Genomic DNA, 13,433 nt, shown 5'->3' on the forward strand with positions numbered 1-13,433 from the left:
GTTTTTATAAACATGCATGATGGAGGGGAGTAAAAGAACGTGGATAAATTAGCCGTAGAGACATCAACCGGTAAAAATGCGATCAGTCCCAATGGAAAGAAGCCTATCGGACAACGGATCAAAGAATTCATAGTGGATTATCGAAGACAATGGGAGATTCAATCGATGATTATCCCGGGCATTATTTTTATGATTATTTTCTGTTATATCCCAATTTACGGGTTGACGATTGCCTTCAAAAATTACACGGTCATTGATACGCTGGCTACCGCTCCTTGGGTAGGGCTGGATAATTTCAGAATCATTTTGTCAGACAAATACTTCTGGGATGCGGTCGTGAATACTCTGGGGATCAGTTTTTTGAAACTGGGTATAGGCTTCGTGATTCCCATCATTCTTGCCATCATGATCTACGAGTTAAACAGCGGACGCTTCAAGAAGTTTGTGCAAACGGTTTCATACTTACCTCACTTTCTGTCTTGGATCGTACTCGGTGGAATGTTGATTACCTGGTTTTCAACAACGGGGTTATTTAATCAATTGTTACTTAGCCTGGGAGTGATCTCGCAACCACAGAACATCTTGCTGGATGCAGGCAAGTATTGGTGGATTGCTACCTTATCGGATATCTGGAAAGAGGCAGGTTGGGGAACCATTCTGTATCTGGCGATCATGGCAAAGATTGATCCTACGTATTATGAAGCTGCCAAAATCGATGGTGCAAGCCGTCTTAGACAGATATGGAATATCACATTGCCTAACATGAGATCAATCATCAGCTTAAATCTAATTCTAACTGTAAGCGGTTTATTAGGGTCTAATCTGGATCAGACACTGGTTCTCATGAACTCCCAGAATCGCGATAAAGCGGAAGTCATTAATTCGTACGTGTACCGTATGGGGATGTCTCAGGGTGACTTTTCATATGCAACGGCCGTTGGCTTGGGTGTCTCGATCATCTCTGTCATTCTACTCGTCACGGCGAACAAAATTACGAGCAAATTAAACGATAATCAATCTGTGTTGTAGAAGGAGGCACCTCGCGTGAATGGAAAGGTGGCAAAAGAAGATCTCGATAGTCGGATCTTTGATACCTTAAATATGATATTACTAATCATCTGTACGATCGTTATTCTGGTTCCGCTCTGGAATGTCATCATCTCTTCCTTTAGCTCAGGCAAAGCGTTGGCGGAAGGTGGATTCATCTTCTGGTCACCGGAATTCTCACTGGAGAATTACAGAGCTGTATTCAACGATCAGGGCATTTGGCAGGCCTTCTTCATATCGGTGTCCAAAACAACGATTGGCGTTGTAACACATGTGTTCTTCTGTGCCATGGTTGGTTACGGTCTGAGCAAAAGGTACATAAGAGGCCGTAAATTATACGTTGCCATGGGTGTTATTACCATGTTCTTCTCGGGCGGCATGATCCCGACATACCTGTTAATCAAATCACTTGGCTTGCTTAACAGCTTCTGGGTGTACATTATTCCGGCGTTGTTCAGCTTCTATGATGTCGTGATTCTGATGAATTTCTTCCGGAATGTCCCGGATTCTCTGGAAGAATCGGCCAAGATTGACGGGGCAGGGGATTGGCATATTTTCCTGAAAATCTTCATTCCACTCTCCATGCCTGCTATGGCTACGATTGCGCTATTTAATGGGGTAGGGCAATGGAACGACTTCATGACGACCAAGTTATATATTACCGATCAGTCACTGTATCCACTTCAGATGATGCTGTATGAGATTATCGTTCAGTCCCAGACCCAATCCATGCAAAATGTCGGGGGTTCGGCTGTCATTGAAACAACAACGAAAGGCGTACAGTTAGCCACCATTGTCATTACCACGCTACCTATCGTGCTGATCTATCCCATCGTTCAGAGATATTTTATCTCGGGAATGATGCTAGGTGCTGTTAAGGAATAGAAGAACCAAATACCCATTTCGAGGAGGAATATGAACATGTTGAAGTTGAACAACACATCAGGCAAAAAAGGGATTAAATTGCTCGCAACACTGCTCACAGCCGTACTTATGATTACAGGTTGCAGTGGTGGATCGGGGGGCTCCAGTGAAGGGAACTGGGTATCCATTGAAGATCGCTATACGGTCGACCCGGAAAAGCCAGCTTGGCAGTTGGATAAAAAGGAAGAGGCTACCGACCTGACATGGTACGTCAATGCGGACTGGTGGAACACTGATTTTGGCAAGGACATTGTTACCAAGAAAATCAAAGAGGATCTGAACATCAATATTAAATTCATCACGGGTGATGATACCAAGTTAAATACCTTTTTCGCGGGTGGAGATATGCCTGACTTGCTGACCGTATTTGACTCGAATTCTCCAGTGGTGCAAAAAGCTGCAACCTGGGCTATGCCGCTGGACGATCTGGCGGAAAAATATGATCCTTACTTCAATAAAGTTGCGGCTGCCGATACGTTGAACTGGTTCCAGCTGACAGATGGTAAAACGTATGGTTATCCGAACTATTCCAATACGCAAGAGGATTATGATAGCGGTAACATTCCAGCCAAGACGGCATTCGTCATTCGTAAGGATGTGTATGAAGCACTGGGCAGCCCTGTCATTGGAACACCAGAACAATTTCAGAGTGTGATGAAACGAATTAAGCACGAGTTCCCTGCGCTGATTCCGTTTGGATTCAACTCTATTGGTGAAGGAACAGGTTCACTCGGGGATACGTTGCAAGATTTCATCGGTGTTCCGTTGGAGACCGAATCAGGAGAATTCTATGATCGCAATCTGGATGAAGATTATCTCACGTGGTTGAAGACATTGAACACCGTGTACAGAGATGGAAATATCAGTGATGACAGTTTTGCGGATGATGGAACCGCTTTTGAGGAAAAAGTGAAGTCCGGTAAATATGCGACCATGCTGCTTGACGGTACACCTCAACAAGGAGGAAACTTGCAAATCTACATGAGTGCGAATCCAGACAAAGAATATGTTGCTATTGATGGACCGCAGAGTACCAAAGGTAATGCACCAACATTGAATCAATCTGGAATAACCGGGTGGATGATCAATTTCATTTCCAAGGACTGTAAAGATCCGGCCAAGGCTATTCAGATATTCACATACTTGCTGAGTGAAGAAGGCCAGACTCTCATGAATTACGGGATTCAAGGGGAGACCTACCAGACTAAAACCGACGGTACCGTTGAATTGCTGCCAGCTGTGAAAGAACTGCAACTCAATAACGCGGATCAATTCAAAAAGGACTATCGGATGGGTGAATTTATGTTCTTCGGTCATGATCGCCATAAAGCGCTGAGTGCAGATGCTTTTCCGGAAGCGATTAAACAGATGCAGGAGTGGGGCAAAGGCAAGCTGAAACCACACTTCATTCTGGAGAATATTAGCCCGGATCAAGGTACACCTGAAGCTCGTGCGTTGTCGGCGATTAACACCAAATGGAATACAACACTGGTCAGTATGGTACGGTCCAAAGATGATGCTTCGTACGACAATGCACTGGCTGCTTACAAGTCATTTTTAGGTGAGAATCGTTGGGAAGAGATTGTGAAGGTACGCAGTGAGAAGATGAAACTGAACAAAGAGAAACTAGGCATTCAATAATAGAGTTACAAAGGAGAATCCTATGACTACATTCAAAATGTACAAATCGACAGGAGAAGATGAATTATTCGTATCCGTGTTCTCGGAGCAATTGAAACCACTGGATGCCGATAAGGAGACAACCACCATTCAACTTGACGATGAGCTAACGTATCAGGAGATGGACGGCTTTGGTGCTTCTTTCACCGATTCATCTGCCTATTTGATCAACCAAATCTTGAATGAGGAGCAGCGGGATGAGGTCATGACCCGACTGTTCCATCCGGAGAAAGGGATCGGGCTGTCAGTCATCCGTAATCCAATGGGAGCTTCAGACTACGCCAGAACGGTATACAGTTATAACGATATGCCCGAACAGCAGACGGACCCGGAATTAACCCAATTCAGTATTTCACATGATGAAGAAGACGTTATTCCTTTAACGCAACAGGCTTTGGCATTGAATTCTGAACTGAAACTGTTTGCTTCACCATGGAGTGCACCGGGATGGATGAAAACAAGCGGATCGATGATTACCGGACAGTTGAAGGCGGAATGGTATCCCGTTTATGCGCAATATTTTGTGAAATACATTCAAGCCTATGCTAAGCAAGGATTACCGATTCATGCCATCACACCACAGAATGAGGCGCTTTATGAACCAGGGCACTATCCGGGTATGTTGATGCCAGCCGACGCCCAAGCAGATTTTATTAAAAACCATCTTAAACCAGCCTTTGTGCAAAACGATATTCAAACCAAGATTCTCTGTTACGATCACAATTGGGATCAACCGGACTATCCGCTGACCGTTCTAGAACATGCGGGAAATGAAGTGGACGGCGTAGCCTGGCACTGGTACGGGGGCGATTCTTCTGCTCAAACGAAGGTCTATGAAGCATTTGTAGGCAAAGAAGTACACTTCACCGAAGGCTCAGGCGGGGAGTGGATTCCACCCTTTAACCAGGCCTTCTCGAATGTGATGCGAACGGGGATTCAAATTCTTCGCAATTACAGCAAGTCTTTTGTACTGTGGAACATGGCTCTTGATGAGAACAACGGTCCTACGGTTCCTGGCTTTGGGCGCAGTACGTGTCGTGGGATCGTGCAAGTGAATCAACAGACGAGGGAGCTTACGTATACACTTGATTATTATGCATTGGCACACTTTAGTGCCTTGATTCGTCCAAAGGCTGTTCGTATTGAATCAACGGCCAGTAATGATTCTATCTTTTCTGTGGCGTTCAAAAATATAGACGGTTCCGTCGCAGTAGTCCTTTTCAACGATGGAGAAGAGACAACGAATGTGCAGACTAAGCTGCGAAATGAAGAGCTGCTATGTTTCCAAATGGAAAGAAAAAGTGCCATATCCATTTTAATTGATCCCAACAAGTAAAAAGAGCTGAGCATCAGGGCTTACGTCTTACGTTGTCAGTACCGTTGTTTGTCTCCGGTACTCCGTAGGCGTGAGCCCTGTATGCTTTTTGAACTGTCTGGAGAAATAGTATAAGTCACTGAATCCGAGATGCTCGGCGATGGCCGTTATCGTGTTCGGGGTGCAGGTGAGCAGTTCCTTGGCTTTATCGATTTTTTTGCCAGTAATGTAGAGGATCGGAGGAACACCGATCTGTTGCTTGAAGAATCGAATGAAATAATTCGGATGCATGTAGGCGATCTGGGCCAGTTCCTGAACCGAAATATTCTCTTCGATGTTGGCATCGATGTAAGCCAGAATGGTGGACAGTTTCTCCATGACAGGCACGTTAATGAAAGAGATCTGATCCAGATCCAGATTCATTATATAGTGGGACAGTAACTCGGTCAGTTTGCTCTTGGCCATCATATGGGCATAGACTTCATCGGATTTTGCATATGTAAGGATACTGCTGAAGATTTCCTGAATCAACACAGATTGATCTATCGTACAAATGTGCGGAAACTTCAGAATTTGGAACAAATTGATCCCCCCAACCTTTGCACTAAAGTGACACCAGTATTTGAGAAAAGGACGGTCGTTAATTGCAGAGTAGGACTGTTTGATCCCCTCCGGCATTAAAATCAGCTGATTAGGCGCAGGGTAATACTCCTCATTCCCAATCTTGAGCCAACCTTCACCGTCGCATATGAAATAAAACTTGCTGTAATCGGGCGTATAATCCAGATCCCGCCAATCGGTGTCGCACCGATTGTAGTTAACCATGAATAATTCAACTTGCAGATTGGACAGGTAGTTCGTAAGCAAAGTTTGATGATTCATGTTCTTCATCTCCATACAAGGTTAGTATTGTCCATCTAAAAGTTAGTGTTCTGCATGTCTATCCTTCCGCCGTAGCACTACAATACAAATGCATACGATAACGGAAGGGATGAGAATATAACATGGATAAAAACGAATATTTGCAACAGATCGAAGCAACGATTGAGAGCGGTAAGTTCAAAGACAACTGGAGTTCGCTTAGCGCTTTTCAAGTTCCCGAATGGTACCAAAAAGCAAAATTTGGAATTTTCATCCACTGGGGGCTATATTCCGTCCCAGCTTATGATAGCGAATGGTATTCGCGTAATATGTACATCCAGGGCTCCAAAGCTTATGAACATCACCTTGAGGTGTATGGATCTCATAAGGACTTTGGTTATAAAGACTTCATTCCGATGTTTCGTGCTGAGAAGTTCGATGCAGACGAATGGGCCACGTTATTCAAACAGGCCGGAGCGAGATATGTTATGCCTGTAGCCGAGCACCATGATGGTTTTCAGATGTACAAGAGCGATATCTCTCACTATAACACATATGAAATGGGCCCCAAACGGGATCTTCTGGGTGAGATGAAGGTCGCTTATGAGAAGCAGGGATTAACCTTATGTGTATCGTCCCACCGTGCGGAGCATTGGTTCTTCATGTCTCACGGGAAGGAATTTGAGTCAGATATTCAGGAGCCCCTGAAGCGCGGTGATTTCTATTGGCCTGCCATGCCAGAACCGGATCATCATGATCTGTATGGTTCGCCTCCAACCGAGGAGTATTTGGAAGACTGGTTGATTCGTTGCTGTGAACTGGTGGATCAATATCAGCCGAAGGTCTTCTATTTTGATTGGTGGATTCAAACCGTTGCATTCAAACCCTATCTTAAGAAATTCACTGCTTATTATTATAACAAGGGCGAAGAATGGGGCGTGCCTGTAGCGGTCAATTATAAACATGAGGCCTATATGTTTGGCAGCGCCGTTCCGGATGTGGAGCGGGGGCAGTTCGCTGAGCTCAAGCCCTATTTTTGGCAAACGGATACGGCTGTCGCTAAAAACTCATGGTGTTACACGGAAAATAATAACTATAAAACGGCCGAGGAAATCCTTCGGGATCTCGTCGATATTGTAAGCAAAAACGGAAGCCTGCTGCTGAACATTGGACCCAAAGCAGACGGCAGCATACCGGATGAAGATAGGGACATCCTGCTAACCATCGGCAAGTGGCTGGAAGTGAATGGGGAAGCGATATATGACACGTCATTCTGGCGTACGTTTGGCGAGGGCCCAACAGAGGTGAAGGAAGGGCAATTCACGGATGGGGATACGAAGGTATTCACGAGTGAAGATATACGGTTTACGGTAAAAGAAAGCTGTCTGTATGCGACAGTTCTTGCCTACCCGGATAACGGGGTGATTCACATTAAATCGCTGAAGGAACATTCTCATCATTTTCAAGGCGTTATCCAAGATATTCAGGTACTTGGTTACGAGGAACAACCGCAATGGGAGAGAACAGCAGACGCTCTGACAATCACCACGACAACTGTGAAGAGTAATGCGCCGATTGTTTTCAAAATGGAATTGGATTAAGAGGGAAAAAGAATCGGTAAAAGAGCCGGTTCTTTTTTTTATTTTATAGGGGATGTTTGAACTATTTTTAATAGAAGAATTTGCGTGAATACGAAAAATATGATCAGGAGTAAAAGCGACATGAGACATATAAAAGCATTAAATAGACTTATTTTCTATATTTTTCAATAAAAGTGCTTGTATATATCGAATAATGATTTTATACTATACCAATAAAATCCAATTAAATTCCTAATTGACTATTATATGTAATTTAAACTGTTTTCTAACTCACTCGAACCACGATCGAAATTCATATTCACAACTCCTTAGCAAGCGTTCTGCTAACGCTCCAGATCACCCTTCCACATGAATGCTTATAGACATTCACTCTCGTTGCATTACTCAAACACCCACACCGTTCACTCTCATGGCTTAACCCAAGTTGTTCTATCTCCTAAACTTCCAAGCGAAAAATCATAGAATGATCCAGTTATCTCTTCTGACTCATATTGTTCCCTAACCAGACCTGTAAAGGAGGTGAGGCTTTATGTGAAAACGAGGGCGTATATTTCGTCCGCAATAAAGGTGATTTTACCGTTTTATTCTGCAGAGAAGGGCACATGTACCAGACTAAATTAAAAAACCGGGTAAAAGGAGTGGAAAAGTTTGATAAAGATTAATCGGTTACGCAAGCCCATCTCCATGGGGCTCTCGCTTCTCCTTGCATTTTCGATCATTCATCCGGTTTCAGCTGAAAACTCCACATCATCCAAAATGGATATGAAATCTGGACTCGCCAAAGTTTCGGAATCCAAAGTAAACGCCAAGTTATCCAAAGAATTTGAAGGTAGCGAATATGTTACCTATCTGGTGAAAATGAAGGAGCAGGTGGATACAGCAGCGGTCTCCAAACAGGCCCTGGAAAAGGCGACGATCGCTAAACAAACCGCCTCTGCCACGAAGCTGTCCGTTCGGAATTCGGTCGTCAGCTCTCTGCGGGAAACGGCCTCACGTACACAATATACATTGGAAAGTTATCTGGAAAAGGAAATTGACCTGGGCAAGGTCAAAGAATATAAAAGCTATTTTATCGTCAATTCATTGGCAGTAACGAGTACCAAAGAAGTTTTGGAGCAGATTGCACTGCTGCCTGAGGTAGAGAAGATTCTACCGAATGAGACAAGATACTTACAGAAAGCGGAAGTGAGTAAAGAACCGGCGACTGCGGCACCAGCCAAAGATGCTGTCCAAGCGCCAGCAAAGGACTCCGCAGTCGGAGTCAAAGACAAAGAACCAGCGGCCAAGGACAAGCTTGCAACTGAGAACGTGGAATGGAACCTGAATTACATCAATGCGCCAGCCGTTTGGGATCGGGGCATCGATGGAACAGGGATTGTCGTTGCCAATCTGGACAGCGGTGTAGACTATACCCACCCTGCGCTTCGCAGCAAATGGCGGGGATTGGATGCTGCGGGCAATATCGTTGATCCTGAACTAAGCTGGTATGATCCGCACAGTAATGCTTCCCTTCCTGCGGACGAAGACGGACATGGTACTCACACGATGGGTACGATGGTTGGCTCTGAAGCAGATGGCACCAACCAGATCGGGGTTGCTCCCGGTGCGAAATGGATTGGTGTGCGGATATTCAATCCGGAAACAACAGATGCCATTATTCTGGATGGCGGACAGTGGTTGATTGCTCCGGTCGATGCGGAAGGCAATCTGCATCCTGAACTTGCACCGGATGTCGTGAACAACTCATGGGGCGGAGGCGCAGGACTGGATGAATGGTTCCGGCCTATGGTCCAAGCCTGGCGTGATGCGCAGATCTTTCCCGAGTTCTCTGCAGGGAATGTAAGATTGACGAATCCGGGTGGTCCCGGCTCTGTCGCGAACCCTGCCAATTACCCTGAAAGTTTCGCTACGGGAGCCACAGATATTAATGGTAACCTGGCATCCTTCTCACTGCTGGGTCCATCTCCGTATGGTGAGATCAAGCCAGAAGTATCTGCCCCTGGGGTAAATATCCGCTCAGCAGTTCCGGGTGGTGTATATGAGGGAGGCTGGAATGGAACGTCGATGGCAGGTCCGCATACAACTGCGCTTGCTGCACTCCTGCTTCAGGCCAACCACTCCCTTACTGTGGATCAGCTGGAGCAGATCATTACAGATACAGCAACACCGAGAACGGACAGTCAATATCCGACCTCCCCTAATAACGGTTACGGTCACGGCATCATTAATGCCCTCGATGCTGTGGGTTCTGTACTCGAAGGAATCGGTACGGTATCCGGCAGAGTAGTTACAGCCGGAGATGATCTGGAAGAGCCAGTACTGGCGCATACCCCTGTCAATTCTGCCTTTACAGGCATCGATATACCATTAACCGCTCATGTGACAGATAATGTCGCAGTAGTCTCCGTTGAGGCTTTTGCCAAAACGACAGGTACCAACCAGTACGTTTATCTGCCGATGAATCGAATTGCTGGCGATAGCAAAGATGGTACGTATACAGCGACCATTCCTGCATTTCTTATTGAGCCACAAGGCGTGGAGTATTATATCCGCGTGAACGATTACGGCAACAACGGATTCGAAAGTCAGGTATACAAAGTGGCTGTGTCCAATGGTGTTCAGCCAGGATATCTTCAGGATTTTGAAGAAGATCAGCTGGGCTTCACCACTGGCGGGACCGGAAGTACCTGGGTATGGGGAGCGCCAAGCAGCGGTCCTGGAAGTGCATACTCCGGTGAGAAGGTGATTGCAACCAACCTGCAAGGGACTTATGTGGCGAATAGTAATGCATATCTGCTTGCGCCACCAATCGATCTTACCGAGAGTCCGGAAGGTGCATTATTATCCTTCAAACACTGGTATGATTTGGAGAATAACATCGACTTTGGTAAGGTATACATTGCTTCCGAGGACAGCGACTATGTGTTCGAAGAGTTGCTGAGCTTCACGGGTACTGGTGGTAACTGGAAGACACAATATGTGGACCTTCGCGAATATGCTGGACAACAGGTATTTATCAAATTCAATCTGACCAGTGATAACTCAGTGCAAAAGGCTGGTTGGTACATTGATGATTTCGCTGTAGAAGCCTTGGATGAGATTGCGCCGGGGGCGCCTGCCGGATTGTCTGCGACTGCTGATATTCTGGGCAATGTAGCCTTGAGTTGGACTGGACCGAGCGATGAGGATCTCGAATCCTATATTGTATATCGTTCGACAACCGCAGGTACGGGTTATGAATCCATTGGAACTACAACAGGAACAACGTTTACAGATACGTCTACCGTGACGGATTCGACGTATTACTATGCCGTTGCCGCACTTGATTACAGTGGCAATGAAAGTGACAAGTCGAATGAGGTCTCCATTACAGTGGAGGTGCCTCAGGATATCTATATCGATCATTTCGATGGCAGTGATGATAATGGCTGGACTCATTCGGGAACCAAAGATGAGTGGGAACGCGGCATTCCGGTAACGGGACCTGCCAGCGCTGTGTCTCCGCCGAATGTCTGGGCGACTGATCTCGACAATACGTACGAAAATGGCTCCAACTATTCACTCGTATCTCCGGTCATTGATTTGACGGATGTATCCGAAGGAACCCTTACGTTTAATCATTGGTACGAGATTGAGAGTGGATACGATTACGGTTATGTGGAAGTCACCAAGGATGGTGGAGCCACATGGTCAGAGCTTGGCAAATTCTCACACAGTACAAATGGCAAACAATGGGCACCGGTATTTTATGACCTGGATGCACTTACCGGTAATGAAGTTCAATTCCGGTTCCGTCTGACCTCAGACAACAGTGTTGTGAAGACAGGCTGGTTCATTGATGATTTCCGTGTACTGGGTGTTGCTGCGGAGACCGTAACCGAGGACAGTGCCGTTGTGCTTAATAGCGACAAACCGAAACCGTCCTATGATAACCCATGGTACAAAATTTCACGGACTGACAAATCCGAATTTAATAAAACGAAACAGCAACAACCGGAAGTTGAAAAACCAGGAACAAGTTCGGTTAATCCGCAAAGCCTGCCTGCAAGTGCAACGGTTACCGTGCTGGAAACCGGTCGTTCGGTGAAGACGGATTCAGCTACAGGCAAGTATAGCTTCACACACGTAGCGGGTGATTACACGTTAAAAGCTGAGGCATATGGATATTATCCTCGAACTCAGCAGGTAACGATCACCGATGGCAGTGGAGCCAAAGCCAACTTTAATCTGGAGGCAATCCCGCATGGACAGATTGAAGGTGTAGTAACCGATGAACGGACAGGACAACCACTGGCTGATGCTTCCGTTCTCGTGGTGGAAGATGCGAATGTAGGTGAAGTCCGTACAGGTTCAGATGGCAGCTTCGTTATTCAGGTATTGGAAGGAAGCTATACTTTATCCATCAGGGCGGCTGATTATTACAGTAAAACCGTCACTGTAACGGTACCTGGTAATGGTACGGCAGAGGCAAATGTTGCCTTGAAACCGTTTATCGGTTTTCCAGGGGAAATTGCTTATGATGATGGAACAGCAGAGAACGCACGAGCTTTTAACGCTGCGGATAACGCTTGGGCAGTTCGAATGACCCCAGAGCTGGAGACCGCTCAACTGACAGGTGCATCGTTCCGATTCTGGAACACCGAATGGCCTGTACCTGGAGGTACAGCGTTCCAATATGCCGTCTATGATGCTTCGGGTACTGGCGGCGCTCCGGGACGACAACTGGCTGGACCATTTGACGGTACTGCACTTCGTAACGATCAATGGACAACCGTTGAATTCCCGGAACCGGTCATTGTAACGGGTGATTTCTATATTGTGTATGTACAGAGTGTAGCTGGAACTGGTGCTCCGGGACTGGCTACTGATGAGAATGGTACGAATGCAGGTCGAAGCTGGCAGCGAGTAGGTGGCGCATGGAGCACTTCACCTGCAGAAGAAGGTAACTACATGATTCGTGCAGTTGTGAGATATCCGGTCAATGCACCTGTGCTTACGACACCAGCGAACACATACACGAATCAGTCAACTTTTACGATATCGGGAACGTCTCCGGCATCCGGTGCCCAGATCAAGTTTTACAACGGCAAGGATCTGGCTGGCACTACAACCGTGGCGAATGGGAAATTCTCGTACGGTGTGAAACTCCGTTCTGGGATTAATGCGATTACTGCCGAGGCAGTGGTGGATGGCAAAACAACCGACCGTTCACTCCCCGTCGTCCTTATTCTGGATCAGACCAAACCGCAAGTGACGATTCTCACGCCTGCTCAAGGGGATCGCATCAATGCAGAAGTGGTTCACGTAACGGGTAATGTCGTGGAACAATTCCTCGATAAAGTAACCGTTAACGGACAAACCGTACAAGTGGGCAAAGACAGAAGCTTCAGTCATCGCGTATTGGTCAATGAAGGCGAGAACACGATTACCATTACAGCAACCGATATCGCTGGCAACAAAACAACCGTAACGCGTACCGTCTACGTGGAAACGGCATTGCCAGAACTTACGAACATTACGCCAGCTGAAGATGTTCGCATCACATCAGGGGAGAGTGTCACCGTTTCATTTGACAGTAAACCTGGTCTGCAAGCCTCTTTCCGAATTCAGCTACCGCTGAATCTGAATGCCCAAGGGGCAGGAGAGATTCCGTTGGTGGAGACTGCGCCTGGTCGTTACACAGGTACGTACACTACACCTTCATCCCTTGTTCTTGAGGGCGGAGTTATCGTGATTCGTGCTCAGGATGCAGCTGGCAATAAAGTAGAGGCGGAAACAGCTGGACGATTGTTCGTCAGCGCAGCACAAGAACAATCAGTTCCAGAACCAGATTCGAGCCCAGCAGAGACGGAATCTAATGAATCTAGTCCGTCGTCCACTGAGGGTCTGCAACCTTAATTATTCAAAGTGTGAACCGGATGTTAACTGCGTTTTGACTATCTAAGCAAGAAGCCGATAAGCCGAGGTATCAGGGCTTGTCGGCTTTTTGTTATATTCTCTTTTCA

At 46.2% G+C, this 13,433-nt stretch carries 7 protein-coding genes; 6 read left to right on the plus strand and 1 reads right to left on the minus strand.

Annotated features, from left to right (window positions below; genetic code table 11):
- Positions 1 to 39: 39 nt before the first annotated feature.
- Genes MHI06_RS13660 through MHI06_RS13675 form a run of 4 tightly spaced genes read left to right on the plus strand, consistent with a single transcriptional unit; the run spans position 40 to position 4,987 of the window.
- A complete protein-coding gene (locus MHI06_RS13660; protein ID WP_206099103.1) occupies positions 40 to 1,029 on the plus strand; it encodes an ABC transporter permease subunit in 990 nt (329 codons plus the stop codon).
- Positions 1,030 to 1,044: 15 nt separating this feature from the next.
- Complete coding sequence (locus MHI06_RS13665; RefSeq protein WP_340401832.1) at positions 1,045 to 1,932, plus strand: carbohydrate ABC transporter permease; 888 nt, start codon at positions 1,045 to 1,047, stop codon at positions 1,930 to 1,932.
- A gap of 36 nt (positions 1,933 to 1,968) precedes the next feature.
- A complete protein-coding gene (locus MHI06_RS13670) occupies positions 1,969 to 3,612 on the plus strand; it encodes a sugar ABC transporter substrate-binding protein (RefSeq protein WP_340401833.1) in 1,644 nt (547 codons plus the stop codon).
- 22 nt (positions 3,613 to 3,634) lie between these two features.
- On the plus strand, positions 3,635 to 4,987 hold the full coding sequence (locus tag MHI06_RS13675) for a glycoside hydrolase family 30 beta sandwich domain-containing protein (RefSeq protein ID WP_340401834.1): 1,353 nt from the start codon (positions 3,635 to 3,637) through the stop codon (positions 4,985 to 4,987).
- 27 nt (positions 4,988 to 5,014) lie between these two features.
- Here the strand turns inward: MHI06_RS13675 and MHI06_RS13680 are convergent, their stop codons facing one another.
- Entirely contained in the window at positions 5,015 to 5,848 is an 834-nt protein-coding gene (locus MHI06_RS13680) for an AraC family transcriptional regulator (RefSeq protein ID WP_340401835.1), read from the minus strand.
- A 122-nt stretch (positions 5,849 to 5,970) separates the two neighbouring features.
- Here MHI06_RS13680 and MHI06_RS13685 point away from each other — a divergent pair, with 122 nt between their 5' ends.
- Positions 5,971 to 7,428, plus strand: coding sequence for an alpha-L-fucosidase (locus MHI06_RS13685; RefSeq protein WP_340401836.1), 1,458 nt, complete (start codon positions 5,971 to 5,973; stop codon positions 7,426 to 7,428).
- A 648-nt stretch (positions 7,429 to 8,076) separates the two neighbouring features.
- Positions 8,077 to 13,326 (plus strand): S8 family serine peptidase, encoded by a 5,250-nt coding sequence (locus MHI06_RS13690; protein WP_340401837.1) that lies wholly within the window; start codon positions 8,077 to 8,079, stop codon positions 13,324 to 13,326.
- Positions 13,327 to 13,433 lie beyond the last annotated feature (107 nt).

The sequence above is a fragment of the Paenibacillus sp. FSL H8-0079 genome (assembly GCF_037991315.1).
Classification (GTDB): Bacteria; Bacillota; Bacilli; order Paenibacillales; family Paenibacillaceae; genus Paenibacillus.

Bases quoted from the DNA above. Each gene is read 5' to 3' on its own strand.
- MHI06_RS13670 (WP_340401833.1), top strand. From the start codon at position 1,969: ATGTTGAAGTTGAACAACACATCAGGCAAAAAAGGGATTAAATTGCTC.
- MHI06_RS13675 (WP_340401834.1), top strand. From the start codon at position 3,635: ATGACTACATTCAAAATGTACAAATCGACAGGAGAAGATGAATTATTC.
- MHI06_RS13680 (WP_340401835.1), bottom strand. From the start codon at position 5,848: ATGAATCATCAAACTTTGCTTACGAACTACCTGTCCAATCTGCAAGTT.
- MHI06_RS13685 (WP_340401836.1), top strand. From the start codon at position 5,971: ATGGATAAAAACGAATATTTGCAACAGATCGAAGCAACGATTGAGAGC.